At 64.2% G+C, this 26,535-nt stretch carries 25 protein-coding genes; 9 read left to right on the top strand and 16 right to left on the bottom strand.

Annotated elements, in window-relative coordinates; genetic code table 11:
* Positions 1-30: 30 nt before the first annotated feature.
* The 5 genes from prpF to LU688_RS18140 all read right to left on the bottom strand — a co-directional run bounded on the left by prpF (position 31) and on the right by LU688_RS18140 (position 6,900).
* On the bottom strand, positions 31-1,221 hold the full coding sequence (gene prpF, locus LU688_RS18120) for a 2-methylaconitate cis-trans isomerase PrpF (protein WP_023630594.1): 1,191 nt from the start codon (positions 1,219-1,221) through the stop codon (positions 31-33).
* Positions 1,222-1,328: 107 nt separating this feature from the next.
* On the bottom strand, positions 1,329-3,917 hold the full coding sequence (gene acnD, locus LU688_RS18125) for a Fe/S-dependent 2-methylisocitrate dehydratase AcnD (protein WP_160290972.1): 2,589 nt from the start codon (positions 3,915-3,917) through the stop codon (positions 1,329-1,331).
* A gap of 156 nt (positions 3,918-4,073) precedes the next feature.
* Positions 4,074-5,201, bottom strand: coding sequence for a bifunctional 2-methylcitrate synthase/citrate synthase (gene prpC, locus LU688_RS18130; protein WP_038706440.1), 1,128 nt, complete (start codon positions 5,199-5,201; stop codon positions 4,074-4,076).
* A 95-nt stretch (positions 5,202-5,296) separates the two neighbouring features.
* A complete protein-coding gene (prpB, locus tag LU688_RS18135) occupies positions 5,297-6,187 on the bottom strand; it encodes a methylisocitrate lyase (protein WP_094011297.1) in 891 nt (296 codons plus the stop codon).
* Entirely contained in the window at positions 6,184-6,900 is a 717-nt protein-coding gene (locus LU688_RS18140; protein WP_094011296.1) for a GntR family transcriptional regulator, read from the bottom strand. Before LU688_RS18140 ends, prpB begins: the two co-directional genes overlap by 4 nt.
* Positions 6,901-7,185: 285 nt before the next feature.
* Between LU688_RS18140 and rloA the strand changes: the two genes are divergently transcribed.
* The 5 genes from rloA (at position 7,186) to LU688_RS18165 (ending at position 12,668) form a co-directional block, all read left to right on the top strand.
* Positions 7,186-7,722, top strand: coding sequence for a retropepsin-like aspartic peptidase RloA (gene rloA / locus LU688_RS18145; RefSeq protein WP_023629916.1), 537 nt, complete (start codon positions 7,186-7,188; stop codon positions 7,720-7,722).
* Positions 7,723-7,727: 5 nt separating this feature from the next.
* On the top strand, positions 7,728-9,263 hold the full coding sequence (gene rloB / locus LU688_RS18150) for an osmotic stress tolerance membrane protein RloB (protein ID WP_046854910.1): 1,536 nt from the start codon (positions 7,728-7,730) through the stop codon (positions 9,261-9,263).
* Positions 9,263-10,243 (top strand): alpha-L-glutamate ligase-like protein, encoded by a 981-nt coding sequence (locus LU688_RS18155; RefSeq protein ID WP_038706442.1) that lies wholly within the window; start codon positions 9,263-9,265, stop codon positions 10,241-10,243. Before rloB ends, LU688_RS18155 begins: the two co-directional genes overlap by 1 nt.
* Positions 10,244-10,477: 234 nt before the next feature.
* Positions 10,478-11,821, top strand: a complete 1,344-nt coding sequence (gene pabB, locus LU688_RS18160) for an aminodeoxychorismate synthase component I (protein ID WP_104445117.1) — start codon at positions 10,478-10,480, stop codon at positions 11,819-11,821.
* Between the two features lie 112 nt (positions 11,822-11,933).
* A complete protein-coding gene (locus tag LU688_RS18165; protein WP_094011294.1) occupies positions 11,934-12,668 on the top strand; it encodes a phosphoadenylyl-sulfate reductase in 735 nt (244 codons plus the stop codon).
* Positions 12,669-12,705: 37 nt separating this feature from the next.
* Here the strand turns inward: LU688_RS18165 and cysB are convergent, their stop codons facing one another.
* From cysB to LU688_RS18180, 3 genes are all read right to left on the bottom strand, one after another.
* Positions 12,706-13,680, bottom strand: coding sequence for an HTH-type transcriptional regulator CysB (cysB, locus tag LU688_RS18170; protein ID WP_094011293.1), 975 nt, complete (start codon positions 13,678-13,680; stop codon positions 12,706-12,708).
* A 127-nt stretch (positions 13,681-13,807) separates the two neighbouring features.
* Positions 13,808-14,305, bottom strand: coding sequence for a universal stress protein (locus tag LU688_RS18175; protein WP_023630447.1), 498 nt, complete (start codon positions 14,303-14,305; stop codon positions 13,808-13,810).
* A 95-nt stretch (positions 14,306-14,400) separates the two neighbouring features.
* Complete coding sequence (locus tag LU688_RS18180) at positions 14,401-15,363, bottom strand: putative 2-dehydropantoate 2-reductase (protein ID WP_094011292.1); 963 nt, start codon at positions 15,361-15,363, stop codon at positions 14,401-14,403.
* Between the two features lie 259 nt (positions 15,364-15,622).
* On the opposite strand from LU688_RS18180, the gene LU688_RS18185 reads away from it, so the two are divergent.
* Positions 15,623-16,699: a 3-deoxy-7-phosphoheptulonate synthase gene (locus LU688_RS18185; RefSeq protein ID WP_031315035.1), complete on the top strand. Its 1,077-nt coding sequence runs from the start codon at positions 15,623-15,625 to the stop codon at positions 16,697-16,699.
* A gap of 61 nt (positions 16,700-16,760) precedes the next feature.
* On the opposite strand, the gene LU688_RS18190 is transcribed toward LU688_RS18185, so the two are convergent.
* Positions 16,761-17,042, bottom strand: a complete 282-nt coding sequence (locus LU688_RS18190; RefSeq protein ID WP_031315036.1) for a GNAT family N-acetyltransferase — start codon at positions 17,040-17,042, stop codon at positions 16,761-16,763.
* A gap of 663 nt (positions 17,043-17,705) precedes the next feature.
* On the opposite strand from LU688_RS18190, the gene oprI reads away from it, so the two are divergent.
* Positions 17,706-17,957, top strand: coding sequence for an outer membrane lipoprotei OprI (oprI, locus tag LU688_RS18195; RefSeq protein WP_003259780.1), 252 nt, complete (start codon positions 17,706-17,708; stop codon positions 17,955-17,957).
* Between the two features lie 234 nt (positions 17,958-18,191).
* Here the strand turns inward: oprI and LU688_RS18200 are convergent, their stop codons facing one another.
* The 3 genes from LU688_RS18200 to LU688_RS18210 all read right to left on the bottom strand — a co-directional run bounded on the left by LU688_RS18200 (position 18,192) and on the right by LU688_RS18210 (position 20,207).
* Positions 18,192-19,166 carry a L,D-transpeptidase family protein gene (locus LU688_RS18200; protein ID WP_023630451.1) on the bottom strand — a complete coding sequence of 325 codons (975 nt, stop codon included), beginning with the start codon at positions 19,164-19,166 and terminating at the stop codon, positions 18,192-18,194.
* A 95-nt stretch (positions 19,167-19,261) separates the two neighbouring features.
* A complete protein-coding gene (locus LU688_RS18205; protein WP_023630452.1) occupies positions 19,262-19,543 on the bottom strand; it encodes a hypothetical protein in 282 nt (93 codons plus the stop codon).
* A gap of 58 nt (positions 19,544-19,601) precedes the next feature.
* Positions 19,602-20,207: an arylesterase gene (locus tag LU688_RS18210; protein ID WP_177182908.1), complete on the bottom strand. Its 606-nt coding sequence runs from the start codon at positions 20,205-20,207 to the stop codon at positions 19,602-19,604.
* Positions 20,208-20,217: 10 nt separating this feature from the next.
* Between LU688_RS18210 and LU688_RS18215 the strand changes: the two genes are divergently transcribed.
* Together LU688_RS18215 and LU688_RS18220 are read left to right on the top strand one after the other, a co-directional pair.
* Positions 20,218-20,901: an ABC transporter ATP-binding protein gene (locus tag LU688_RS18215; RefSeq protein ID WP_038706445.1), complete on the top strand. Its 684-nt coding sequence runs from the start codon at positions 20,218-20,220 to the stop codon at positions 20,899-20,901.
* On the top strand, positions 20,901-23,408 hold the full coding sequence (locus LU688_RS18220; RefSeq protein WP_094011290.1) for an ABC transporter permease: 2,508 nt from the start codon (positions 20,901-20,903) through the stop codon (positions 23,406-23,408). Before LU688_RS18215 ends, LU688_RS18220 begins: the two co-directional genes overlap by 1 nt.
* Positions 23,409-23,432: 24 nt before the next feature.
* On the opposite strand, the gene greB is transcribed toward LU688_RS18220, so the two are convergent.
* The 4 genes from greB to LU688_RS18240 form a co-directional block, all read right to left on the bottom strand.
* Positions 23,433-23,906, bottom strand: coding sequence for a transcription elongation factor GreB (gene greB / locus LU688_RS18225; RefSeq protein ID WP_023631683.1), 474 nt, complete (start codon positions 23,904-23,906; stop codon positions 23,433-23,435).
* An 89-nt stretch (positions 23,907-23,995) separates the two neighbouring features.
* Positions 23,996-24,304 carry a hypothetical protein gene (locus LU688_RS18230; protein WP_023631682.1) on the bottom strand — a complete coding sequence of 103 codons (309 nt, stop codon included), beginning with the start codon at positions 24,302-24,304 and terminating at the stop codon, positions 23,996-23,998.
* A gap of 227 nt (positions 24,305-24,531) precedes the next feature.
* On the bottom strand, positions 24,532-24,966 hold the full coding sequence (locus LU688_RS18235; protein ID WP_023631681.1) for a DoxX family protein: 435 nt from the start codon (positions 24,964-24,966) through the stop codon (positions 24,532-24,534).
* A gap of 110 nt (positions 24,967-25,076) precedes the next feature.
* Positions 25,077-26,483, bottom strand: a complete 1,407-nt coding sequence (locus tag LU688_RS18240; protein ID WP_038707578.1) for an MltF family protein — start codon at positions 26,481-26,483, stop codon at positions 25,077-25,079.
* Positions 26,484-26,535: the final 52 nt, after the last annotated feature.

Here is a 26,535-nt window from a genome sequence, read left to right on the forward strand (position 1 = left end):
GCTCAACGAATGCCGAGCACTACTGATGCCTTAGAAACTATCACCGGGCACGCGTACCCAGCCCTCCATCAGCACCCGAGCGCTTCGGCTCATGATTGCCTTGGTCACGGTCCATTGCCCGTCCACCTGACGCGCCTCGGCCCCGACCCGCAGTGTCCCAGACGGATGGCCGAAACGCACGGCACTTCGTTCCCCGCCACCGGCAGCCAGGTTGACCAGCGTCCCGGGAATCGCCGCGGCAGTACCGATGGCCACCGCTGCGGTGCCCATCATCGCGTGGTGCAGCTTGCCCATCGACAGCGCACGCACCAGCAAGTCGATCTCTTCGGCAGGCACGGCTTTGCCACTGGAGGCAGTGTAGGTGCTCGGCGCCGCGACGAAGGCCACTTTCGGCGTGTGCTGGCGCCCGGCGGCCTGATCGATATGTTCGATCAGCCCCATGCGCACGGCGCCATGGGCACGGATGGTCTCGAAACGCTGCAATGCGGCGGTATCGCCGTTGATGGCGTCCTGCAACTCGCTACCGGTATAGCCGATATCAGCGGCATTGACGAAAATGGTCGGGATACCGGCATTGATCAGGGTGGCCTTGAAGGTACCGACGCCCGGCACCTCGAGGTCGTCGACCAGGTTACCGGTGGGAAACATCGCCCCGCCCCCGCCATCCTCGTCGGCAGCCGGGTCGAGGAACTCCAGCTGCACCTCGGCGGCCGGGAAGGTCACGCCGTCAAGTTCGAAATCGCCGGTTTCCTGCACCTCGCCCTCGGTGACCGGCACATGGGCGATGATGGTCTTGCCAATGTTGGCCTGCCAGATCCGCACGGTAGCGAGGCCATTGCGTGGAATGCGGCTCGCATCGACCAGCCCGCCGCTGATGGCGAACGAGCCGACTGCGGCGGACAGGTTGCCGCAGTTGCCGCTCCAGTCGACGAAGGCCTTGTCGATCGAGACCTGGCCGAACAGGTAGTCGACGTCGTGGTCGGGCTTGATGCTTTTCGACAGGATCACCGTCTTGCTGGTGCTGGAGGTGGCGCCACCCATGCCGTCGATCTGCTTGCCGTATGGGTCGGGGCTGCCGATCACCCGCAGCAACAGGGCGTCACGGGCCGGGCCTGGAACCTGCGCGCGCTCGGGCAAGTCTTGCAGGCGGAAGAACACGCCTTTGCTGGTACCGCCACGGATGTAGGTGGCGGGGATTTTTACCTGTGGTGCATGTGCCATGGTTAATGTTCCTTATCCGTCCATGGGAGCGGGCTTGCCCCGCGATGGCGATGTCTTGGCCATCGCGGGGCAAGCCCGCTCCCATGGACCGCTATGCATCATCTGCGTTATGCCGTGCCTTCCAGGAAGTCCTGGGCAAAGCGCTGCAACACCCCACCCGCCTCATAGATCGACACCTCTTCGGCGGTATCCAGGCGGCAGGTCACCGGCACCTCGACACGCTCGCCGTTGCGCCGCGTGACCACCAGGGTCAGCGTCGCCCGCGGCTTGCGCTCGCCCAGCACGTCATAGGTCTCGCTGCCGTCCAGGCCCAGGGTGTTGCGGTCGGTGCCTGCCTTGAACTCCAGCGGCAGCACGCCCATGCCCACCAGGTTGGTCCGGTGGATGCGCTCGAAGCCCTCGGCGACAATCGCCTCGACGCCCGCCAGACGCACACCCTTGGCCGCCCAGTCACGGGACGACCCCTGGCCGTAGTCGGCACCGGCGACGATGATTAGCGGCTGCTTGCGCTGCATGTAGGTCTCGATGGCCTCCCACATGCGGGTCACCTTGCCTTCCGGCTCGATACGCGCCAGCGAACCCTGCTTCACGCTGCCGTCGTCCTTGCGCACCATCTCGTTGAACAGCTTGGGGTTGGCGAAGGTGGCGCGCTGCGCGGTCAGGTGGTCGCCACGGTGGGTGGCGTAGGAGTTGAAGTCTTCCTCCGGCAGGCCCATCTTCGCCAGGTATTCACCGGCGGCGCTATCCAGCAGGATGGCGTTGGACGGCGACAGGTGGTCGGTGGTGATGTTGTCCGGCAGCACCGCCAGAGGGCGCATGCCGCGCAGGGTACGCTCACCGGCCAGGGCGCCTTCCCAGTACGGCGGGCGGCGAATGTAGGTACTCATCGGACGCCAGTCGTACAGCGGCGCGACCTTCGGCCCCTTGTCTTCCTCGATGGCGAACATCGGGATGTACACCTGGCGGAACTGCTCGGGCTTGACCGAGGCACGCACCACGGCGTCGATCTCTTCATCGCTCGGCCAGATGTCCTTGAGGCGGATTTCCTTGCCGTCGACCACGCCCAGCACGTCCTTCTCGATGTCGAAACGGATGGTACCGGCAATGGCGTAGGCCACCACCAGCGGCGGCGACGCGAGGAACGCCTGCTTGGCGTAGGGGTGGATACGCCCGTCGAAGTTGCGGTTGCCCGACAGCACCGCGGTGGCGTACAGGTCGCGATCGATGATCTCCTGCTGGATCACCGGGTCGAGCGCGCCGGACATGCCATTACAGGTGGTGCAGGCGAAGGCGACGATGCCGAAGCCCAATTGCTCCAGCTCCTGTTCCAGGCCTGCTTCCTTCAGGTACAGCTGCACCGCCTTGGAGCCCGGCGCCAGCGACGACTTGACCCACGGCTTGCGCACCAGGCCAAGCTTGTTGGCGTTGCGGGCGATAAGGCCAGCGGCGATCACGTTGCGCGGGTTGCTGGTGTTGGTGCAGCTGGTGATGGCGGCGATGATCACCGCGCCATCCGGCATCTGCCCCGGCACTTCTTGCCATTGCCCGGCAATGCCCTTGGCCGCCAGGTCGCTGGTGGCCACGCGCGCGTGCGGGTTGGACGGGCCTGCCATGTTACGCACCACGCTCGACAGGTCGAAGCTCAGGGTGCGCTCATACTCGGCCTTGGCCAGACTGTCGGCCCACAGGCCGGCGACCTTGGCGTAGGTTTCCACCAACTGCACCTGCTGGTCATCGCGGCCAGTCAGCTTGAGGTAGTCGATGGTCTGCTGGTCGATGGCGAACATCGCCGCGGTGGCGCCGTACTCCGGGGCCATGTTGGAGATGGTGGCGCGGTCGCCCAGGGTCAGCGCGCTGGCGCCGGCACCGTGGACTTCGAGGTAGGCGCCGACCACCTTCTGCTTGCGCAGGAACTCGGTCAGGGCCAGTACCAGGTCGGTAGCGGTGATGTTCGGCGCCAGGCGCCCGGTCAGCTCGACGCCGACGATCTCCGGCAGGCGCATCCACGAGGCGCGGCCGAGCATGACGTTTTCGGCCTCCAGGCCACCGACACCGATGGCGATCACGCCCAGGGCGTCGACATGCGGCGTATGGCTGTCGGTGCCGACGCAAGTGTCAGGGTAGGCCACGCCGCGGTCGTTGTGGATCACCGGCGACATCTTCTCCAGGTTGATCTGGTGCATGATGCCGTTGCCCGGCTGGATCACGTCGACGTTCTTGAACGCCTGCTTGGTCCAGTTGATGAAGTGGAAGCGGTCTTCGTTGCGGCGGTCTTCAATGGCGCGGTTCTTGTCGAACGCCTGCGGATCGAAGCCACCGCATTCCACGGCCAGCGAATGGTCGACGATCAGTTGCACCGGCACCACCGGATTGACCGCGGCCGGGTCGCCGCCTTTGTCGGCGATGGCGTCACGCAGCCCGGCGAGGTCGACCAGGGCGGTCTGGCCAAGGATGTCGTGGCACACCACGCGGGCCGGGAACCAGGGGAAGTCGAGGTCGCGCTTGCGCTCGATCAGTTGCTCGAGCGATGCATCGAGGGTGGCCGGATCGCAGCGACGCACCAGGTTTTCCGCCAGCACGCGGGAGGTATACGGCAGGCCATCGTAAGCGCCGGGCTTGATCGCCTCGACCGCGGCACGGGCGTCGAAGTAGTCCAGGGCGGTCCCTGGCAGGTTCTTGCGGAATGCGGTGTTCATATCGTTATCGGGCTCACGGTATTCGGTTTGCAGGTCAGGCCTTTGGGGGCGCTGCGCCCCCATCGCCGTCAAGCCGGCTCCCACAGCAACGCATGGACATTGTGGGAGCCGGCTTGCCGGCGAAAGGGCTGCATGGCAGCCCCAGCGGTCGTTGCCTCAGCGCTGCTCGATCGGCACGAACTGGCGCTGCTCGACGCCGACGTACTCGGCGCTCGGGCGGATGATGCGGTTGTTGGCGCGCTGCTCGAACACGTGCGCGGCCCAGCCGGTCAGGCGCGAGCAGACGAAGATCGGGGTGAACAGCTTGGTCGGGATGCCCATGAAGTGGTACGCCGAGGCGTGGTAGAAGTCGGCGTTGGGGAACAGGCGCTTCTGCTCCCACATGGTCTTGTCGATGGCTTCGGAGACCGGGTACAGGACCTTGTCGCCCACTTCGTCGGCCAACTGCTTGGCCCAGCCCTTGATCACCTCGTTGCGCGGGTCGGACTCTTTGTAGATGGCATGACCGAAGCCCATGATCTTGTCCTTGCGCTCGAGCATGCGCAGCAGCTCGGCAGTGGCTTCCTGCGGGCTCTGGAAGCGCTCGATCAACTCCATGGCCGCCTCATTGGCACCACCGTGCAGCGGACCGCGCAGCGAGCCGATGGCGGCGGTCACGCAGGAGTACAAATCGGACAGGGTCGAGGCGCAGACCCGGGCAGTGAAGGTCGAGGCGTTGAATTCGTGCTCGGCGTAAAGGATCAGCGAGACGTTCATCACCTTGACGTGCAGCTCGCTGGGCTTCTTGCCGTGCAGCAGGTGCAGGAAGTGGCCGCCCAGGGTGTCTTCGTCGCTGCTGCAGTCGATACGCACGCCGTGGTGGGTGTAGCGGTACCAGTAGCACATCACCGCCGGGAACAGCGCCAGCAGGCGGTCGGTCTTATCGCGCTGGGTGTCGAAGGTCAGCTCGGGCTCCAGGGTACCGAGCACCGAGCACCCGGTACGCATCACGTCCATCGGGTGTGCATCGCGCGGGATGCGCTCGAGCACTTCCTTCAGCGCTTGCGGCAGGTCGCGCAGCCCCTTGAGCTTGCGCTTGTAGTCGACAAGCTCGGCCTTGCTCGGCAGCTCGCCGTATAGCAGCAGGTAGGCCACTTCCTCGAACTCGGCGCCTGCGGCCAGGTCGCGCACGTCATAGCCGCGGTAGGTCAGGCCGGCGCCGGCCTGGCCGACGGTCGACAGCGCGGTCTGGCCGGCCACCTGGCCACGCAGGCCCGCCCCACTGAGTACTTTTGCTTCGGCCATAGTGTTTCTCCTTTCTTGAATTTGTTATCGAAGTCTTGCTGGCTAATCCTGGTGATTCGTACCGGCCCTGTCGCAGGGCCGGTACAGGCATTCGCTTACCCTTTCTTCTGCGCGAACAATGCATCGAGGCTCTGCTCGAAGGCGTGGTAGCCGATGGCATCGTAGAGCTCCATGCGGGTCTGCATGGTGTCGATCACGTTCTTCTGGGTGCCGTCGCGGCGCAGCGCGGTGTAGACGTTCTCGGCCGCCTTGTTCATGGCGCGGAAGGCCGACAGCGGATAGAGCACCAGTGACACGTCGACCGAAGCCAGTTCCTCGGTGGTGTACAGCGGCGTGGCGCCGAACTCGGTGATATTGGCCAGGATCGGCGCCTTCACCCGTTCGGCGAAGGTCTTGTACATGTGCAATTCGGTGATCGCCTCGGGGAAAATCATGTCGGCGCCAGCCTCGACGCAGGCGGCGGCACGATCCAGCGCGGCATTGAGACCTTCCACCGCCAGGGCATCAGTGCGCGCCATGATCACGAAGCTGTCATCGCTGCGAGCATCCACGGCCGCCTTGATGCGGTCGACCATCTCCTGCTGCGAGACGATCTCCTTGTTCGGGCGGTGGCCGCAGCGCTTGGCTCCGACCTGGTCCTCGATATGGATCGCGGCGGCGCCGAACTTGCTCATCGACTTGACGGTGCGGGCGACGTTGAAGGCCGAGGCGCCGAAGCCGGTGTCGACATCCACCAGCAGCGGCAGGTCGCACACGTCGGTGATGCGCCGCACGTCGGTGAGCACGTCATCCAGGCCGCTGATACCCAGGTCCGGCAAGCCCAGGGAGCCGGCGGCGACACCGCCACCGGAGAGGTAGATGGCCTTGAAACCGGCGCGCTTGGCCAGCAAGGCGTGGTTGGCGTTGATGGTCCCGACCACCTGCAGCGGATGTTCGGCGGCGACCGCGTCACGGAAACGCTGGCCGGGCGTGCTCTTCACTGTCATGACTCACCTCGTGGGCTATTGTTGTCGGCACCCTGGTAGTGGCGCTCGATATTGCGTTTGGACGCGCCGATGTGGCGGCGCATCAGGAGTTCTGCTAGCTCACCGTCGTGGGCTTCGATGGCATCGAGGATACGGTGGTGCTCGGCGAAGGCCTGGCGCGGGCGGTTGGGCGTGGAGGAGAACTGGATGCGGTACATCCGCACCAGTTGGTACAGCTCGCCGCAGAGCATCTTGTACAAGGTCTGGTTGCCGCTGCCCTGGATGATCCGGTAGTGGAAGTCGTAATCGCCTTCCTGCTGGTAGTAGCCCTGCCCGGCCTGGAACGCTGCATCGCGCTCATGGGTATCGAGCACATGGCGCAGTTCGTCGATGGCGGCCTGGCTCATGCGCTCGGCGGCCAGGCGGCAGGCCATGCCTTCGAGCGACTCACGGATTTCGTACAGTTCGATCAGCTCGGCGTGGCTCAGCGATACCACCCGGGCGCCGACATGCGGCACGCGCACCAGCAGGCGCTGGCCTTCGAGACGGTGGATGGCCTCGCGCAGCGGGCCGCGGCTGATGCCGTAGGTGCGCGCAAGTTCAGGCTCGGAAATCTTGCTGCCAGGGGCGATCTCGCCCTTGACGATGGCGGCCTGGATACGCCGAAAGACATGCTCAGAGAGGGTCTCGGTCTCGTCCTGCGGCACTGCCACGGCCTGGGATACATCCAGCATGATTGTCGACACCTTGCAAATCGATGACGGCAAAACTAGCTAAATAGACAGCCACAGTCAAAGACAAAAAGAACATTGTCGACAATCGTCCAATAACGAACTAACCAAGCCTAGCCGCGGTCAGATCGCGGGCGCGCTGGCGTCAAGGCACCGGCGTGATAGAATGCCGCGCTCCTTCGGGAGCATGGATAGTGTGTCTGTCATCATTTCATGCCCATGACAGATCAATGAGGACGCTTGGCCAGTCGCCTTGCCCTGAACTTTGCACAGCACCGCGCCAGGATTATGAGACTCAAACCCGCTTCATTGCTGCTCTGCCTGACCCTGCTGCCGGCACTCGCGCCCGCGGCCGAAAAGACCGTGTACGGTCTCAACGAATACGCCCGCCTGGGCGACCTTGACCTGGAAGTGGCAGCCAAGCTCGATACCGGCGCCAAGACCGCCTCGCTCAGTGCCCGCGACATCAAGCGCTTCAAGCGCAACGGCGAGAGCTGGGTGCGCTTCTACCTGGCCATCGACGCCGCGCACAAGCACCCCATCGAACGCCCCCTGGCCCGCGTCAGCAAGATCAAGCGCCGCGCCGGGGACTATGACGCCGACTCGGGCAAGGCCTACACTGCGCGTCCAGTCATCGAACTCGACATCTGCATGGGCCAGACGCGACGCACCATCGAGGTCAACCTCACCGACCGCAGCGCCTTCCAGTTCCCGCTGCTGATCGGCTCCGAGGCCCTCAAGCACTTCGGTGCGCTGGTCGACCCAAGCCTTAAATACGCGGCCGGCAAACCTGCCTGTGCCACCGAAGCTCCCAAAGCAGAGTAATTCCGATGCGCTCTCTTACCCTCCACCTGAAAGTCCTGATCACCGTCCTGGTGGTGCTGGGCATCGCGATCACGGCCTACCAGATCTTCGCCCTCGGCATCCCGGTGACCGAGGACGAGACCGATGACCTGTGGAACATCGACGCCAAGGTCGAGTTCGTTGCCAGCGCCAAGGACCCGGTCAAGGTGCAGATGTTCGTGCCCCCGCTGAACCGTGACTACGTGAGCCTCAACGAGAGCTTCATCTCCAACAACTATGGCGTCAGCGTCAACCGCGCCGACGGAAACCGCAAGGTGACCTGGTCGGCCCGCCGCGCCAGCGGCAACCAGACTCTTTACTACCGCCTGGTGCTGACCAAGCGCTACAGCACCGAGAAGGCCAAGATCAAGGGCCCGACCTTCCGCGACAGCCTGGCGGTCGAAGGCCCGGAGAAAATCGCCGCCGAAGCACTGATGGCACCGATCCGCCAGCACTCGGCCGACGTCGAGACCTTCGTCAGCGAGACCATCAAGCGCGTCAACAACGCCAACGACGACAACGCCAAGCTGCTGCTGGCCGGCGACAACTCGCCACTGAAGAAAGCCCAGGTCATCGACTTGCTGCTGTCCATCGCCCACGTTCCGCTGGAGAAGGTCCACACCATCCGCCTGGTGGCCGACACCCCACAGAGTCCCGAGCTGTGGCTGCGCAGCTTCAACGGCAACGACTGGCTGTACTTCAACCCGGAAACCGGCGAGCAAGGCCTGCCCAGCGACCGCCTGCTGTGGTGGACCGGCGACGACAACCTGATCACCGTCGATGGAGGCAAGAAGGCCACCGTCACCTTCAGCATGAACAACAGCGAGATGAACGCCATCCGCCTGGCCAAGCTGACCGACGAGAACACCGACGCCGACTTCCTCGAATACTCGCTGTACGGCCTGCCGCTGCAGACCCAGCAGACCTTCATGATCATGGTGATGATCCCGATCGGCGTGCTGGTGATCCTGGTGCTGCGCAACCTGATCGGCATCCAGACCCTGGGCACCTTCACCCCGGTGTTGATCGCCCTGGCCTTCCGCGAGACGCAACTGGGCTTCGGCATCATTCTGTTCACGGTGATCACCGCCCTGGGCCTGTCGCTGCGCTCGTACCTGGAACACCTCAAGCTGCAGATGCTGCCCCGCCTGTCGGTGGTATTGACCTTCGTCGTGGTGCTGATCGCCGCCATCAGCCTGTTCAGCCACAAGCTGGGCCTGGAACGCGGCTTGTCGGTGGCGCTGTTCCCGATGGTGATCCTGACCATGACCATCGAACGCCTGTCGATCACTTGGGAAGAACGTGGCGGCGGCCATGCCATGAAAGTGGCCGTCGGCACCCTGTTCGCCGCCTCCATCGCGCACCTGCTGATGACCGTGCCGGAAGCCGTGTACTTCGTCTTCACCTTCCCGGCGGTGCTGCTGATCCTGGTGGGCTTCATGCTGGCGATGGGTCGCTACCGCGGCTACCGCCTGACCGAGCTCGTGCGCTTCAAGGCATTCCTGAAGAAGGCTGACGCCTGATGTTCGGCCTGATCAAGACGTGGAAAGCCCTGGAGGCCCGGGGCATCATGGGCATCAACCGGCGCAACGCTGACTACGTGTTGAAGTACAACAAGCGCCACCTGTACCCGATCGTCGACGACAAGATCATTACCAAGGAGCGCGCCCTGGCGGCCGGCATCCATGTGCCGGAGATGTACGGCATCATCGAGACCGAGAAGCAGATCGAGAAGCTCGACGAGATCATCGGCGGGCGCAGCGACTTCGTCATCAAGCCGGCCCAGGGCGCCGGCGGTGACGGCATCCTGGTGATCGCCGACCGCTTCGAGGACCGCTACCGCACGGTTTCGGGCAAGATCATCAGCCACGAGGAGATCGAGCACCAGATCTCCAGCATCCTTACCGGCCTGTATTCGCTGGGCGGGCACCGCGACCGCGCGCTGATCGAGTACCGGGTCACCCCGGACCAGATCTTCAAGAGCATCAGCTATGAGGGCGTGCCCGACATCCGCATCATCGTGCTGATGGGCTACCCGGTGATGGCCATGCTGCGCTTGCCGACCCGCCAGTCCGGCGGCAAGGCCAACCTGCACCAGGGCGCCATCGGCGTCGGCGTGGACCTGGCCACCGGCCTGACGCTGCGCGGCACCTGGCTGAACAAGATCATCAGCAAGCACCCCGACACCACCAACGCGGTCGACGGCGTGCAACTGCCGAACTGGGACGGCTTCATGAAGCTTGCCGCCAGCTGCTACGAGCTGTGCGGCCTGGGCTACATCGGTGTGGACATGGTGCTGGACCAGGACAAGGGCCCGCTGATCCTCGAGCTCAACGCCCGCCCCGGCCTGAACATCCAGATCGCCAACGACTGCGGGCTCACGCAACGCACCCACGCCATCGAGGCGCACCTGGAGATGCTGGCCAAGGAAGGTCGCAGCGAGGATGCCGAGCAACGCGTGAAGGTCTCGCAAGGCCTGTTCGGACACGTTCATCCGCAGTGATGCTCGGGGGCTGCTCTGCAGCCCTTTGCGGTTCGTCGTCACTACAAGCCAGTTCCCACAAGGATCACACACCACCTGTGGGAGCTGGCTTGTCGTGACGACGAACCGCGGCGAAAGGGTCGCATAGCGACCCCGAGGCGAGACACAACATGCGAATGTCGCTGCCGACGCTAGGCGCATCCCCCCCACAGGTCTACAATCGCCCTCCTCGCTTTTTCATCGCCGTCCACTCTGATGCCGACCTGTACGCTGCACCCCCTGCCCTACCAGCCCGACCCCGCCTTCTACTTCGAACGCCTGCGCCGCGCGCCCGGCGCGATCCTGCTCGACAGCGCCCGTCCGGGTGCCGAACGCGGTCGCTACGACCTGCTCAGCGCCTGGCCCCTGCAACAGCTGCAGGCACACAGCGATGAAGACGGCCAGGTTTACCTGCAGCGCCTGCGCCAGGCACTGGCGGACCTTGGGGAAGCCCGACTGCCCGAGGGCATAGAGCTGCCCTTCGCCGGCGGCCTGATCGGCTACCTGAGCTACGACTTTGGCCGGCGCCTGGAGCAATTGCCGACGCACGCTGTCGACGACCTCGGCCTGCCCGACGCCCGGCTGGGGCTGTATGCCTGGGCACTGGTGTCCGACCATCGGCTGTGCAGGAGCCAGCTGGTGTTCCACCCGCGCCTGCCCGAGGACGAACGGCAACGGCTCATCGCGTTGTTCGAGGCCAGCACCCCGGGCGATAGCGGTGACTTCCACCTGCTGGCCCCCATGACCGGCGACCTTCGCCCCGAGCAGTACCGGGGGGCGTTCGATCAGGTGCAGCGCTACATCCAGGCCGGCGACTGCTACCAGATCAACCTCACCCAGCGCTTCCGCGCACCCTGCCAGGGCGACCCATGGCGCGCCTACCAGGCCCTGCGCGCCGCCTGCCCGACACCGTTTTCCGGCTACCAGCAGCTGGATGAAGGCACAGCCCTGCTGAGCTTCTCGCCCGAACGCTTCATCCACGTCAGCCAAGGCGAGGTCGAGACCCGGCCGATCAAAGGTACCCGCCCGCGCTCTGCCGACCCCGCCGAGGACGCCCGCAACGCTGCCGAGTTGCTAGCCAGCCCCAAGGACCGCTCGGAAAACCTGATGATCGTCGACCTGCTGCGCAATGACATCGGCCGCACCTGCCAGATCGGCTCGGTGAAGGTGCCGGAGCTGTTCAGCCTGGAGAGCTACCCCAACGTCCACCACCTGGTCAGCAGCGTGGTCGGCCACCTGGCCGCCGACAAGGATGCCCTGGATCTGATTGCAGGCAGCTTCCCCGGCGGCTCGATCACCGGCGCTCCAAAAATCCGCGCCATGCAGATCATCGATGAGCTGGAACCGACACGCAGAACCCTGTACTGCGGCTCGCTGCTATACCTCGACGTGCGCGGCGAGATGGACAGTTCGATCGCCATCCGCAGCCTGCTGGTCAAGGACGGTCAGGTCAGTTGCTGGGGCGGTGGCGCGGTGGTGGCTGATTCGGATTGGCAGGCCGAATACGAAGAGTCGATCGCCAAGGTGCGCGTGCTGATGGAAACGCTGCAAGCCTTGTAGAACTCCGTGGGAGCGGGTTGCCCCGCGATCGCCAGGCGTCTGCCCCGCCATTTTTTGTTACCATCTGACCACTACGAGCGCACAGCGCCACTCACCCGATGGAAACCGCCTGATGAGCCAACCCTTCGACGTCGCCGCCCTGGCCGCGACCTACGCCAGCAAGTCCCCGCAGGAGATCCTCAAGCTCGCCTTCGAACACTTCGGCGACGAGCTGTGGATCTCCTTCAGCGGTGCCGAGGATGTGGTGCTGGTGGACATGGCCTGGAAGCTGAACAAACAGGTCAAGGTGTTCAGCCTCGATACCGGTCGCCTGCACCCGGAAACCTACCGCTTCATCGACCAGGTGCGCGAGCAGTACAACCTGCCGATCGAAATCCTCAGCCCGAACCGCGATAAGCTCGACCCGTTCGTCAAGGAAAAGGGCCTATTCAGCTTCTACAAGGACGGCCATGGCGAGTGCTGCGGCATCCGCAAGATCGAGCCGCTGCGCCGCAAGCTGGCCACCGTGAGCGCCTGGGCCACCGGCCAACGTCGCGACCAGAGCCCCGGCACCCGCAGCCAGGTGGCGGCCCTGGAAATCGACAGCGCCTTTTCAACTCCCGAACGCCCCCTGTACAAGTTCAACCCGTTGGCGCAGATGACCAGCGAGGAAGTCTGGGGCTATATCCGCATGCTCGAACTGCCCTACAACAGCCTGCACGAGCGCGGCTTCATCAGCATCGGCTGCGAGCCGTGCACTCGCCCGGTGCTGCCGAACCAGCATGAGCGCGAAGGACGCTGGTGGTGGGAGGAGTCGACCCAGAAGGAATGCGGGTTGCACGCGGGCAACCTGATCAGCAAGGCATAAACGACTGGGGCCGCAAAGCGGCCCCAGTTATTTCAGGTCAGTGCACCGGCAGCTCGACACCCTCGAACAGCTCTTCGAGCTCCTGCTTGTTGTGGCACTGGATCGCCTTGGCCATCACCTCGCGAGTCAGGTGCGGCGCGAACTTCTCGATGAAGTCGCACATGAAACCACGCAGGAAGGTGCCGCGACGGAAGCCGATCTTGGTGATGCTGGCCTCGAACAACTCGCTGGCATCCAGGCACACCAGGTCGCTGTCGAGTTTCGGGTCCACCGCCATCTTGGCCACGATACCCACGCCCAGGCCCAGGCGCACATAAGTCTTGATCACGTCGGCGTCGGCGGCGGTGAACACCACCTTCGGCGTCAGGCCACGGTGGTTGAACGCCTCGTCGAGCTTGGAACGGCCAGTGAAGCCGAATACATAGGTGACGATCGGATACTCGGCCACTGACTCCAGGGTCAGCTTCGGCAGCTTGGTCAGTGGGTGCCCCTGAGGCACTACCACGCAACGGTTCCACTTGTAGCACGGCATCATGATCAGATCGCCGAACAACTCAAGGGCTTCGGTGGCAATGGCGAAGTCGACGGTACCGTCGGCCGCCATCTCGGCGATCTGCATCGGCGAGCCCTGGTGCATGTGCAGGGCGACTTCCGGGTATTGCTTGATGAAGTTGCTGATCACCGGCGGCAGCGCATAGCGCGCCTGGGTATGGGTGGTGGCGATCGACAATGTGCCTTTCTTCTCGTTGGAGAATTCCTGGGCGATCTGCTTGATGCTCTCGACCTTGCGCAGAATCTCGCCGGCGGTACTGATGATGCGCTCGCCCGCTGGGGTGACGCGAGTCAGATGCTTGCCACTGCGGGCGAAGACTTCGACGCCCAGCTCATCCTCGAGCAGGCGAATCTGCTTGCTGATGCCAGGCTGGGAGGTGTAGAGGCTCTGCGCCGTCGCGGAAACGTTGAGGTCATGGTGCGCTACTTCCCAGATGTAGCGCAGTTGCTGAAGCTTCATAGATATCCCTCAAAGGCGGTAGGTCACCGGCGCGCCGGCAGCGACGAGTTATAACTATATTAGTGGCTTGAGAAATAAATCTAGAACTATTTTGTTACGTCCGCAGGAAAACGCCCTACCGCCAGGCTCACACTTTCCTACGTCCAAGATGCTGGGCCAACGGCACCATGTACACCGGCACCGGCGACAGTTGCAGCAGCCGCACGGCCGTGCGACCGATCGGCACATCCACTCCCGCCCCTGCACTGTGGCTGCCGAAAATCAGCAGATCGACCGCCAGGCGCTGGGCCTGTTCGAGGATCACCTGGGCAGGGTCCCCCTGACGCACCCGTACTGCACGGATCAGCGCCAGGTCGGCGACCTCACCCAGCTCTTCGCGAAAGTTCTCCAGCACCCGCTGCTCGATGTTGGCCATGACGGTATTGACGCCCTCACTGTGCAACGTGTCGAGGGTTTGTTCGTCCAGGTAACTTTGCAGCAAGGATTCAGCGAACTGCCCCATAGGCTCCACGGCATGAATCACATACAGCTCTGCGTTGAAGGTCCGCGCCAGGGCCAGAGCGTGCTGCATGATGAAGGGCGCATACACACCGAGGTCCGTGGCGAACAGCATGGAACGGATCATTCGACCTCCTCGACTGCCGCGACGGCAGAGCAAGCTTGAGCTTAGCAGCGCCATGGACAGCCGCCTGGCCGTCCGGCGCAGGGCCACCGCGACCTTCAGGCCGAGCGGTTGCGCCGGTCGATAAACATAAGGGCCTGATATAGCGCCTGCATGCGCGGCAGCTCGCAACCAGCCGCACGGGCACGGGCCAAGGGTTCGGCGTAGATTGCCTGCAGTTCCAACGGCCGCTGCAAGGCATGATCGTGGTACATGCTTGGCCAGTAGTCCGGCATCTTCTCGGTGACGCGGAACAGGTGCTCGGCGTAACCCGCCGGCAGCTCACGGCCACAGGCCTTGGCGCCCGCCACCACTTCGGCCATCAACGCCTGGATCAGCGCACGGCTGTCGGCATCGCTCATCAAAGGTGTGGTGCTGGCCTGCAGCAGCACCGAAAGGCCGTTGTAGGGCACGTTCCACACCAGCTTCTGCCACCGCGCCTGGTCGAGGTCGGCCATGGCCTGGGAATCGATGCCCGCAGCCCGGAACAGCGCCGCTCCCTCCTCCACCACGACCGCTGCATCATCTGGTGCGGGCCCACTGTGATAGCCAAGGTTCACCGCGCCCAGCGACTGGTGACGAATCACCCCGGGGCGCTCGCGGTTGACACAGATGAAGCACAACCCGCCCAGCAGGTGCATGTCCGGGCGCAAGGCCGGGCGCAGTTGCTCCTCGACCCCAAGGCCGTTCTGTAGCAATACCACCCTGGCCTGCGGTGCTGCGGCTTGTACGATCAAGGGCGCCAGTTCGGCATTGCTGGTGGCTTTGGCCCCTACCAGTAGCCAGTCGCAAGGCGGCATGTCGGCGGCAGAGGCGTAGGCCTGCACGGACATGCGCACCTGACCATGCACGGCGCTGTCTAGCTGCAGCCCCTGCTCACGCACGACCTGATATTCACTGCGCAGCAGAAAGTGTACGTCGAAACCGGCTCGGGCCAGCATCACGCCATAGAAGCCACCGATTGCGCCGCTGCCGATGATGCCGATGCGGGGATTGCCCACCTGAGGGTCGAGGGATGCCATGCAGTGCTCCTGGTCAAGAGTCATTGTTATTGGTCAGCCACTATACCCAGGTGTCGCTGCCACGGCGAAATCATCCCGCAGGGCAGCGAGCTCGCGCCCAAATGCCGCTTGCCAGGCAAAAACCCCGTATCGACGGGCCCAGCCCATTGTCGCGCCCCCGCTAACGCGCTAAGGTTCGGCCTCCCCGCTGCGAACAATCTGCTGCTGGGCCGCACGGGGATTGCTGGCGGCCGGCACCCGTGACCTGACGAGTAACACGATGGCTGATTTACCGATCGATGACCTTAACGTTGCCTCCAACGAGACCTTGATCACCCCTGATCAGCTCAAGAAGGAAATTCCCCTCAGCACCAAGGCCCTGCAGACCGTGACTGCCGGCCGTGAAGTGGTGCGCAATATCCTCGACGGCAAGGACCATCGCCTGTTCGTGGTGGTCGGCCCCTGCTCGATCCATGACATCAAGGCCGCCCACGAGTATGCCGAGCGCCTGAAGGTACTGGCTGAGGAGGTTTCCGACACTCTGTATCTGGTCATGCGCGTGTACTTTGAGAAGCCACGCACCACTGTCGGCTGGAAGGGCCTGATCAACGATCCGTACCTGGATGACTCATTCAAGATCCAGGACGGCCTGCACATTGGCCGCCAGTTGCTGCTGGATCTGGCCGAGATGGGCCTGCCCACCGCCACCGAAGCACTCGACCCGATCTCCCCGCAGTACCTGCAGGACCTTATCAGCTGGTCGGCCATTGGCGCACGCACCACAGAATCCCAGACCCACCGCGAAATGGCCTCCGGCTTGTCCTCGGCGGTCGGCTTCAAGAACGGTACCGATGGCGGCCTGACCGTGGCGATAAACGCCCTGCAGTCAGTCTCCAAGCCCCATCGTTTCCTGGGCATCAACCAGGAAGGTGGTGTCTCCATCGTCACCACCAAGGGCAACGCCTACGGCCACGTTGTGCTGCGCGGCGGCAACGGTAAACCCAACTATGACTCGGTGAGTGTCGCACTGTGCGAACAAGACCTGGTCAAGGCCAAGATCAAGCCAAACATCATGGTCGACTGCAGCCACGCCAATTCCAACAAGGACCCGGCCCTGCAGCCGCTGGTCATGGAGAACGTGGCCAACCAGATCCTCGAAGGCAACCAGTCGATTATCGGCCTGATGGTCGAGAGCCACCTGAACTGGGGCTGCCAGGCCATTCCGAAGAATCTCGACGAGTTGCAGTATGGGGTGTCGGTTACCGACGCCTGCATCGACTGGGCCGCTACCGAAAAGACCCTGCGCAGCATGCACGCCAAGCTCAAGGATGTGCTGCCCAAGCGCCAGCGCGGCTGAAAACTGCGCATAAATGAAAACGCCGGGCAATACCCGGCGTTTTCATATGCGTGCTGTCAGGTCAGGCCTTGCTTGAATGACGCTGCTGGCGCTCCATGTAGCGTTCGACGTAGGAGCACGAGGGGATGACCGTGTAGCCCATCTGCTCAGCGTACTCCAAGGCCTTTTCGGTCAACGCGGCGGCGATCCCGCGCCCTCGCAGGGCGTTGGGCACGAAAGTGCGATAGATATCCAGCGTCTGCTTGCCCAGATCCATGTAGGTCAGGTAAGCCCGGTGACCATCCACGGTGGTCTCGAACTGATGACCGGCCTGGTCATGGTGGATGGTCAGCGTTTCGCTCATCACTACTCCTCGCAGGTCTTGTCGGCAGACCCTTACCTTACCGATGTGGTTTATCCGGCGGAGGAACCTCTAGGCTTTGTGCTAAAAGTGCCTGCGCGACGATAATGCTGCGTTGAAAACAGGCTGGTGGCCAGCCCGGTCGGAATGCTCATTTGCAACCAGCAAAGTCGAGCGCGACTCCGACCGTCCCTCGCCTGTTTTCGCCTTGCCTGATAGCCGCTCGGCGACTTTTCGCGCAAAGCCTACGCCACCTGTTGCTCCTTGGACAGCAGCGCGACCTGGAACGTTCTGCGCCGATGGCACCCTCAAATAGTAGGCGGCGCCAGCAAGAATGCTCAAGCCACCCTGAATGAAAATGCTGACAGCAACGTCTGTATGGCCAGGTAACAGCAACCGGATGTTGTAGGGCTAAGACGTTCACGGACAGTTAAAGTCACCCTTAGTTCAACAAAAAAGTTCCGGTACTACAGTCGCTTGCGAACGCTGGTGCAGGTTTTCACAGTTTGTTTACAAAACCGCCGCTGCAGCCCTCGGCAGCATTTTTTTTGCAGTTCTTGCGCTCAGTCAGTTTACTTACTACAAGTAATGGGTACTATGTACGCCGGCCAGTTTCTCTTTTCCGAGAGATGGCTATTTTATAGAAAGTCCTTGAAGGGGAACACGATGAACAACGTTCTGAAATTCTCTGCTCTGGCTCTGGCCGCAGTTCTGGCTACCGGTTGCAGCAGCGTATCCAAAGAAACCGAAGCTCGCCTGACTGCTACCGAAGACGCAGCAGCTCGCGCCCAGGCTCGTGCAGACGAAGCCTACCGCAAAGCTGACGACGCTCTGGCAGCTGCTCAGAAGGCTCAGCAGACCGCTGACGAAGCCAATGAGCGCGCTCTGCGTATGCTGGACAAAGCCAGCCGCAAGTAATAATCCTCACGGATTGTTATGGAGCCGACCCACTTGTGGGTCGGCTTTTTTATTGCCTGATAGAAAACCTGTTGCTGCAAGACCAAGCAACAGAGACCGCCTCGCAGCCCATCCCGCTACACGCCCACTCCTACAGGACAGCGCACGCATGCCTTCAGAAGCGGGTTTGAACCGAGGTGGGCCGCATGGCGGCCCCTAAGAAAAGTGCCCTGCTAGTTACCGGCGGGCAACCGCTTACTGCAGTTCCGGCGGAATGCTCGACACCATCGGCGCGCTTGCACCGTTGGTGGGCACGGCGATCTCGACCGGCATGCCATCTTCGGCAGCGACCACATCGCGGACCATGTCCCAGTTCATACGCAAGTTGTTGGCCAGGTCTTCACGCTTGAGCAGCGCATTGATGACCGCGGTGTGCTTGTCGACCACCGACGGATTGCCGTGATCGTCCAGCGGTGTGTGGGCTTCCAGATACACTTTGCCAGCACTGATACCGAACTTGTAAGGCTCATTGATGATGCGTACCGGCGTGCCCACCGGGACCATCTTCGACAGCGTCAGCACATTGTTGTTGAGCATACGGAAGCAGCCGTGGCTGGTGCGCATGCCGATACCGAACTTCTTGTTCGACCCGTGAATCAGGTAGCCCGGCACTCCCAGGGTGAACTTGAACGGCCCCAGCGGGTTGTCCGGCCCGGCCGGCACCACCGCCGGCAGGATGTCGCCATCGGCGGCGTGCTCGGCACGGATCGAGGCCGGCGGGGTCCAGGTCGGATTAGGCGTCTTGGCGGTGATCTTGGTGTTCGCGATCGGCGACCCCCAGCCCTCGCGACCGATACCCAACGGGAAGGTATGCACCACGTTCTGCCCTTTCGGGTAGTAGTAGAGCCGGTACTCGGCCAGGTTGATGACGATGCCTTCACGCGGCCCCGGCGGCAGGATGTAACGGGTCGGCAGGATAATCTCGGTACCAGCGCCCGGCAGCCAGGGATCGACGCCCGGGTTGGCGGCGATCATCTCCAGGTAGCCAAGGTCGTTCGCGGTACCGATGTCGGCGAAGGTGTCTTCGTACTTGGCCTGGATGGTGTGAACCTGGCCAACTACGTCCTCCCCCGGGGGTGGCAACGGCAGTTCCAGCGCAACAGCAGGGCCTGTCGCCAGCAAGGCGGCCAGGGTCAGGCTACGAGTGACGGCGGGAAAGCGCGGCAACATCCGGTAAATCCTTCGAAAGGTCAGTCAAGGGATACGATTGTACACCCGCGTCGAAACAAGCGGGAGGCGCAAGCATTTCAGATGATGAAAGGCGCTCAGAGCTCCGGCCACACCGGGCGCATGCCTCGCCGTTGAGCATCCAGGATTGCCTTGCACAGCTTACACAGGCGCTCATCACGGTAGATGGCTCGCTCGACCCCTGACCAACGCGGCTGCGCGGGCAGCAGGCTGCCGCACAAGGTACGGTCGACGGGCACGCCGAGTTCGAGCTGGCGGGCCGCGAGGTGAATACGCACTTCCTGGCAGGCAAACAGGTCGAGCTGCTCATCGGGCTCGATCAGTTGATAGGCGTAAAGGGACCAGGCGGGGCGCGGCATTGGGGGCACTCGAAACGGGGGGCGCAACATTATCCGAAAGCGGCCCCCGATAAAAGCGTCACAGCAAGGGTTTTATCGCCGGCCAGGCATTTTCCAGCAGGCGCTGCTGGGCGGCCGCAGCCGGATGGATGCCATCGGCCTGCATCAGCTCCGCAACCCCGCCAACGCCCTCGAGGAAGAACGGCACCAGCGGCACCTTCTTATCGACCGCCAGTTGTTCATAGACCTGGGCGAACGCCGTGGTGTAGCGCACGCCGTAGTTCGGCGGCAGGCGCATGCCCAGCAGCACCACCTTGGCACCGGACTGGCGGGACTGGTCGATCATCGTGGCAAGATTCTGTTGCAATTGTTGCGGCGACTGTCCGCGCAGGCCGTCGTTGCCTCCAAGTTCCAGAACCACAAGATCCGGCTTGTGCGTCGCAAGCAGCGCAGGCAGCCGCGCCTGGCCGCCTGCACTGGTGTCGCCGCTAATCGAGGCATTGACCACCTGATCGTCGAAACCCTCCTTCTTCAATTGTTGTTGCAACAGGCTGACCCACCCCTGGCGGGTATCCAGGCCAAAACCAGCGCTGATACTATCCCCTACGACCAGCAATGTTCCCGCCGCCGCGCCCTGGGCCAGGCAACACAGGGCGAGGCCGGCACTCAACCACCACATTCGCATCGGATTCTCCATGGGCCCCAGCATTCTCGTTGCGCAGAACCTTAGCAAAGTGGTCCCCAGCGCGGAAGGCGACCTGACCATCCTCCACGCCCTCTCCCTTGACCTCGCCCGGGGCGACAGCCTGGCTATCGTAGGCGCCTCCGGTTCCGGCAAGTCGACGCTACTGGGCCTGCTCGCCGGGCTCGACCGCCCCAGCGCCGGCAAAGTCATCCTCGCCGGCCACGACCTCGGCCCCCTCGACGAGGACCAACGCGCCCGGGTGCGCGCCGAGCACGTCGGCTTCGTGTTCCAGTCGTTCCAGTTGCTCGACAGCCTCAACGCCCTTGAGAACGTCATGCTGCCGCTGGAGCTCGACGGACGGCGCGATGCCCGCGAGCATGCCCGCGACCTGCTCGAGCGGGTCGGCCTGGGTAAACGCCTGAGCCACACGCCGCGCCAGCTCTCCGGTGGCGAACAGCAGCGGGTGGCCATCGCCCGTGCCTTCGCCGCGCAGCCCGCAGTGCTGTTCGCCGACGAGCCCACCGGCAACCTCGACAGTCACACCGGCGAGCGCATCAGCGACCTGTTGTTCGAACTGAACCAGGAGCGCGGCACCACCCTGGTGCTGGTAACCCACGACGAACGCCTGGCCATGCGCTGCCGCCGCCTGATCCGCCTGGATGCCGGACGCCTGGTGGCGCCCCTGGAGCCCTGATGACCGGTCTATCATTCCCGCGAATGTGTGCCCTGGCACTGCGTCAGTTGCTGCGCGACACTCGCGCCAGCGAAGTTCGGGTGCTGTTCTTCGCATTGCTGGTGGCGGTAGCGGCCAGTACCGCCATCGGCTATTTCGGCGCCCGCCTCAACGGCTCCATGCAGTTGCGCGCCAGCGAGTTCCTCGGCGCCGACCTGGTCTTGCAAGGCAGCGCCCCGCCCAGCGCCCAGCAGATTGCCGATGGCACCGCGCTGGGCCTGGACCATGCGCGAGTGGTGGAATTCACCAGCGTCGTCGGTGGCGACAGCGGCATCCAGCTTTCCAGCATCAAGGCGGCCGACCCCGCCTACCCGCTGCGCGGCCAATTGCGCAGCGCCCCGGCTCCCTACGCCGAGGAAGCGCCCGGCGGTGGCCCGGCGCCGGGTGAAGCCTGGGTCGAACCGCGCCTGCTCGCGGCGCTTGGCCTGGCCATCGGCGACAGCATCGACGTGGGCATGAAGACCCTGCGCATGAGCCGCGTGCTGACCTATGAGCCTGACCGCGCCGGCAACTTCTACAGCCTTACGCCGCGAGTGCTGATGAACCTCGCCGATCTGGACGCCACCGGCGTGATCCAGCCTGGCAGCCGAGTCAGCTACCGCGATCTGTGGCGTGGTGATATCGATGCCTTGCAAAAGTACCGGCAGACGGCGGAGAAAAGCCTGGCCGCCAACCAGCGCCTGCTCGACACCCGCGATGGTAACCGGCAGATCGGCGGCGCACTGGGCAAGGCCGAGCGTTACCTGAACATGGCGAGCCTGGTGGCGGTGCTACTGGCCGGCATCGCCGTGGCCTTGTCGGCCAGCCGCTATGCCGCGCGGCGCCTGGATGCCAGTGCCCTGCTGCGCTGCCTGGGCTTGTCTCGGCACCAAGCCCTCGGCCTTTACAGCCTGCAACTGGCAATGCTCGGTGTCGCCGCCGCGGTCATCGGCGCGGTGCTCGGCTGGCTCGCCCAGTTGGGGTTGTTCCGCCTGCTGGAAGGCCTGCTGCCCAGCCAGGTGCCACCCGGTGGCCTCACCCCGGCGCTGGCCGGCATCGGCACTGGATTGGTTGCCCTGGCCGGCTTCGCCTTGCCGCCACTGGCAGCCCTGGGTCGCGTGCCGCCGCTGCGCGTGCTGCGCCGCGACCTGCTGCCACTGCCACCGAGCAGCTGGTTGGTTTACGGCGCCGCACTGCTTGCCCTGGGCCTGATCATGTGGCGCCTGAGCCTGGACTTGCTGCTGACCTTCGCCCTGCTCGGCGGGGGGCTGATCGCCGCCTTGCTGCTGGGTGGATTACTGTTGCTCGGCCTGCGCAGCCTGCGCCGGTTGCTGGCCGGCGCGCCGCTGGCCTGGCGGCTGGGGCTCGGGCAGTTGCTGCGCCACCCGCTGGCCGCCGCCGGCCAGGCCCTGGCCTTCGGCCTGATCCTCCTGGCAATGGGCCTGGTCGCCCTGCTGCGGGCGGAACTGCTCGACACCTGGCAGGCGCAGTTGCCCAAGGACGCACCCAATCATTTCGCCCTGAACATCCTGCCCGACGAGCGCCAGCCGTTCGCCGAGCGCCTGGCCCAGATCAACGCCACCGCCGCGCCGCTATACCCGGTAATTCCCGGCCGCCTGACCCATATCAACGAGCAGCCGGTACGCCAGCTGGTCAGCAAGGAGTCCACCGGCGAACGCGCCATCCAGCGCGACCTCAGCCTGACCTGGGCCGCCGAGCTGCCCCAGGGCAACGCCCTGAGCGCCGGCCAATGGTGGCAGCAGGCACCCGCCAACGATGAAGCCCCCGGGGTTTCAGTGGAGGCGGAGCTGGCGCAGAGCCTGCACCTGCAACTGGGCGACCTGCTGACCTTCGACATCGGCGGCCAGCAACGCCAGGCTCGAGTCAGCAGCCTGCGCAGCGTGCACTGGGACAGTTTCCAGCCCAACTTCTACATGATCTTCCAGCCGGGCACGCTGCAAGACCTGCCCACCACCTACCTCACCAGCTTCTACCTGGCGCCGGGCCACGACCAGGAAATCGTCGCGCTATCCCGGGCCTTCCCGGCAGTGACCGTGCTGCAGGTCGATGCACTGCTCGCCCAGCTGCGCAGCATCCTCGCCCAGGTCACCCTGGCAGTGGAGTACGTGCTGTTGTTCGTGCTGGCCGCAGGGCTGGCGGTACTGTTCGCTGGCCTGCAGGCAACCCTCGACGAACGCATTCGCCAAGGTGCCCTGCTGCGGGCGCTGGGGGCGGCACGCCCGCTGCTGGTCAAGGCAAGACGCATCGAGTTCGGTCTGCTCGGCGCCGCCAGCGGCCTGCTCGCGGCGCTGGGCTGCGAACTGATCAGTTGGGCGCTGTACCGCTATGCCTTCGATCTGCATTGGGCACCACACCCGTGGCTGTTGGCGCTGCCACTGGCCGGGGCGGTGCTGGTGGGCGGAGCTGGCGTGGTCGGCACCCGCCGCGCACTCAACGCTAGCCCGTTGGCAGTGCTGCGCGAGGGGTAAAGGCGCGCGCCCCGGCTCGTTGTGTCAAGGGTTGTAGCAAATCGAACAGACGTACCAGGTCGCTTCGCCCGTGGGCGTACGCACCACCACCTCGTCGCCCTCGGCTTTCTTGAGCAATGCCCGGGCCATGGGCGAATCGATGGAGATGTAGTCGTTGCGTCCGTGGATCTCGTCATAGCCGACGATGCGAAAGCGCAACTGTTCACCGTCGTCGTTCTCGATGTCCACCCAGGCGCCGAAGAACACCTTGCCCTCCTGCTGGGGTGAATACTCGACCACCTTGACGTCTTCCAGGCGCTTGCGCAGGTAACGCACGCGGCGGTCGATCTCGCGCAACAGCTTCTTGTTGTACTGGTAGTCGGCGTTCTCGCTGCGGTCGCCCAGCGAGGCAGCCCAGGTAACCTTCTGGGTGATTTCCGGACGATAGACCCGCCACAGGTGATCGAGCTCCTTTTTCAGAGCCGCGTGACCTTCGATGGTAATGATGTTGGTGCTCAACGACTGTCTCCTCAGCGCATCCACGGCAGGCGCAAGGCGCCCACCGAGAGACCGAGCTTAACGAAAAACGCCTGGCCGCGACACGCCGCTCAACGGCGGGTGATCAACCCCTGGCGGGCGATGCGGATGAGCTGGCCGATGACCTCGTCGGCATCCTGCGCCGCGGGAGCCTGGATCACGGCCAGGTCGAAGCGGTCGTTGCCGTACTGATCGAGCTGGTCACAGCTGTCGGAGAACTGGATGAGGAAGGCACAGGCCTGGCCCTTGCGCCGGGAGAAACCATCGAGATTGCGCAAAAGCGTGGGTTGATGCTGGCCGCCGAGCAGGATGCGCGGGGTACGGGAAGCCTGGTTATTGGCCAGGGGGGTCAAACAGACACTGGTACGTGGGCAACTCATGGAGTCTCTCTCCGCCTCGCTGATCCCGCTGGGCAGCGGTGGGAGGCGTCACCGAACCAGCGCTTTAGCGGTATTTCGGAAGACCCGTCGGGGCCCTTCCTGCGCCCCGCAAGTAGCTGTTTAAATCGGCGCAATCGGTATGCTAGAGGGACACGCCGCAAGTTACAAGCTGCAAGTCGATCGCTTTGACCACTCGCAGCTTGAGGCTTGAAGCTTGCAGCTTTGTTTCAGCGTGCGATCACACGGTCCAGCGACAGGCGGCCCGCGCCTTCGATCAGCACCGCCACGGTGCCGGCCAGCAGCGCCAGGGCGAACTCATAACCGTTGTTGGACATGAACAGCCCGTTGCCGATATGCACCGAAAATATCGCCACTACCAGGGTCACGCTCAGCGCCAGCGCAGCCGGGCGGGCCAAAAGGCCGACCACCAGCGCCAGGCCGCCAAAGAATTCGGCGCTACCGGACAGCAGGGCCATGAGGTAGCCCGGAGCCAGGCCGATGCTTTCCATCCACTGGCCGGTGCCTTCCAGGCCGTAGCCACCGAACAGGCCGAAGAGTTTCTGCGCGCCATGGGCCATGAAGATGACACCGACCAGGATGCGCACGACGCTCAGGCCGTAGCCGGCGCGAGTGGTGAAAAGGGCTTTCAGGGAGTTGTTCATGAGTGCTTCCTTGTTTGAGCAGGTGTGTGTTGGATGGGCGCCATCATAATCAAACCATCGAATAAGAAAATCGCAATAATCGCGTAAATCATATCGAATAATTAGATTAACTAGCGCTTGGCCACCCGCTCCAGGGAGGCACGCTCGCGGTTGAACGCAAGGTAGTACTTGTTGACGCTGTTGACGAAGTTCACCGGCCCCATGCCCACCTGCTCCATGGCGATGCGCTCGGTCTGGAAGAACCACTGGTTGCCATTGAGCCCCCGGCGCCGGGCTTCGGCGCGCATGGCCTGGACTCGCTCCGGCCCGAGGTTGTAGGCGGCCAGGATGAACGCCATGCGCTCGCGCTCGTTGAGCCGGGGGCTGGCGAAGAACTTGCGGCGGATCAGCGCCAGGTAGCGGGCGCTGGCCTGGACGTTGCCATCCACCGTGGCGGTGTTGCTCACGCCTACCCGCTGGGCCGCCGACGGCGTGATCTGCATCAGCCCGTGGGCACCGCCGGTGCCTCGCGCCTTGGGATCGAGGGTGGACTCCTTGAACGCCAGGGCAGCCAGGTTGAGCCAGTCGAACTGCTGGTCGCCGCCATGCTTCTGCAGCACCGGGCGCAACGCGGCCAGGCGTTGGCGGTCCTGACGGGCCAATGGGTTGTGCACCCGGTACTGGCGCCGGTAGATACGCTCGAACGCCGCGTCCTGGTTGTCGGGAGCGCGGTAGGTGGCCAGGAAGCGGTCCACCGCCGTGCGCAACATCGGCGCATCCTTGCGCAGATACCAGCGCATGGCCTGGGGCGGAGCCAGCTGCAGCTTGCTGTCGACCCGCAGGCGCGGCATCACCCGCGCCCAGCGCTGGGCGATGGGACGCTCCACCACGGTCAGCGGGTAGATGCCCGCCTGGACCATCTCCAGCACATCCTCCACCGCCAGCGTCGGGTCAACCCACTCCACCTTGATCGGTGCCCGCTTGCGCAGCGCCAACTGCCGGTTGATCGCCTCGATCGCCGGCCCCGCGGCACTGGCGGTGGTCAGGGCGATGGTGCGCCCGGACAGCTGTTCGGCACGGTTGTAGCCGCGCTCGCCCTTGCGCCCGACCAGTTGCAGGGGAACCTGGTCGAGCACCGGGGCGCTGGCCTCGACGCCGCGCACCACGCCAGGGTCGAGCAGTTCACCGGGCGCGGCAAGATCGCCCTCGCCGCGCTGCAGCGCACCGAGTAACTGCTCCTTGGCGCGGGGGATGATCTTCAGGGTGATTTCCTGGCCGTCGGCGACCCGGGCATTGAGGGCGTGCTCCAGGGCACGCAGGCGGTAATACTCGATCCCGACCGGTTCACCCTTTACCTCGCCGGAACTGTTGCGGCTCTGGTTGACCAGCACCCGCAGCACCTTGCTCGAGCGGATCTGCGCCAGGTCACGGGCCGGGCTGGCAGGCACATGCTGTTGCGGCCCCGCTTCGCCGGCAGCGACCGGCCCGGAGGCCAGCAACCCGAACAGCAACAGGCTGGTGAAAAGGGTTCGCACCATGGCGGTAAGGGTCCGAGGGCGGTTGGCAGGCACCATGCGCTGTGATCGATCC

Origin of the sequence: Pseudomonas soli, from assembly GCF_021283165.2 — a bacterium.
GTDB classification, from domain to species: domain Bacteria; phylum Pseudomonadota; class Gammaproteobacteria; order Pseudomonadales; family Pseudomonadaceae; genus Aquipseudomonas; species Aquipseudomonas soli.

Bases quoted from the DNA above. Each gene is read 5' to 3' on its own strand.
- prpF (WP_023630594.1), bottom strand. From the start codon at position 1,221: ATGGCACATGCACCACAGGTAAAAATCCCCGCCACCTACATCCGTGGC.
- acnD (WP_160290972.1), bottom strand. From the start codon at position 3,917: ATGAACACCGCATTCCGCAAGAACCTGCCAGGGACCGCCCTGGACTAC.
- prpC (WP_038706440.1), bottom strand. From the start codon at position 5,201: ATGGCCGAAGCAAAAGTACTCAGTGGGGCGGGCCTGCGTGGCCAGGTG.
- prpB (WP_094011297.1), bottom strand. From the start codon at position 6,187: ATGACAGTGAAGAGCACGCCCGGCCAGCGTTTCCGTGACGCGGTCGCC.
- LU688_RS18140 (WP_094011296.1), bottom strand. From the start codon at position 6,900: ATGCTGGATGTATCCCAGGCCGTGGCAGTGCCGCAGGACGAGACCGAG.
- rloA (WP_023629916.1), top strand. From the start codon at position 7,186: ATGAGACTCAAACCCGCTTCATTGCTGCTCTGCCTGACCCTGCTGCCG.
- rloB (WP_046854910.1), top strand. From the start codon at position 7,728: ATGCGCTCTCTTACCCTCCACCTGAAAGTCCTGATCACCGTCCTGGTG.
- LU688_RS18155 (WP_038706442.1), top strand. From the start codon at position 9,263: ATGTTCGGCCTGATCAAGACGTGGAAAGCCCTGGAGGCCCGGGGCATC.
- pabB (WP_104445117.1), top strand. From the start codon at position 10,478: ATGCCGACCTGTACGCTGCACCCCCTGCCCTACCAGCCCGACCCCGCC.
- LU688_RS18165 (WP_094011294.1), top strand. From the start codon at position 11,934: ATGAGCCAACCCTTCGACGTCGCCGCCCTGGCCGCGACCTACGCCAGC.
- cysB (WP_094011293.1), bottom strand. From the start codon at position 13,680: ATGAAGCTTCAGCAACTGCGCTACATCTGGGAAGTAGCGCACCATGAC.
- LU688_RS18175 (WP_023630447.1), bottom strand. From the start codon at position 14,305: ATGATCCGTTCCATGCTGTTCGCCACGGACCTCGGTGTGTATGCGCCC.
- LU688_RS18180 (WP_094011292.1), bottom strand. From the start codon at position 15,363: ATGGCATCCCTCGACCCTCAGGTGGGCAATCCCCGCATCGGCATCATC.
- LU688_RS18185 (WP_031315035.1), top strand. From the start codon at position 15,623: ATGGCTGATTTACCGATCGATGACCTTAACGTTGCCTCCAACGAGACC.
- LU688_RS18190 (WP_031315036.1), bottom strand. From the start codon at position 17,042: ATGAGCGAAACGCTGACCATCCACCATGACCAGGCCGGTCATCAGTTC.
- oprI (WP_003259780.1), top strand. From the start codon at position 17,706: ATGAACAACGTTCTGAAATTCTCTGCTCTGGCTCTGGCCGCAGTTCTG.
- LU688_RS18200 (WP_023630451.1), bottom strand. From the start codon at position 19,166: ATGTTGCCGCGCTTTCCCGCCGTCACTCGTAGCCTGACCCTGGCCGCC.
- LU688_RS18205 (WP_023630452.1), bottom strand. From the start codon at position 19,543: ATGCCGCGCCCCGCCTGGTCCCTTTACGCCTATCAACTGATCGAGCCC.
- LU688_RS18210 (WP_177182908.1), bottom strand. From the start codon at position 20,207: ATGCGAATGTGGTGGTTGAGTGCCGGCCTCGCCCTGTGTTGCCTGGCC.
- LU688_RS18215 (WP_038706445.1), top strand. From the start codon at position 20,218: ATGGGCCCCAGCATTCTCGTTGCGCAGAACCTTAGCAAAGTGGTCCCC.
- LU688_RS18220 (WP_094011290.1), top strand. From the start codon at position 20,901: ATGACCGGTCTATCATTCCCGCGAATGTGTGCCCTGGCACTGCGTCAG.
- LU688_RS18230 (WP_023631682.1), bottom strand. From the start codon at position 24,304: ATGAGTTGCCCACGTACCAGTGTCTGTTTGACCCCCCTGGCCAATAAC.
- LU688_RS18235 (WP_023631681.1), bottom strand. From the start codon at position 24,966: ATGAACAACTCCCTGAAAGCCCTTTTCACCACTCGCGCCGGCTACGGC.
- LU688_RS18240 (WP_038707578.1), bottom strand. From the start codon at position 26,483: ATGGTGCGAACCCTTTTCACCAGCCTGTTGCTGTTCGGGTTGCTGGCC.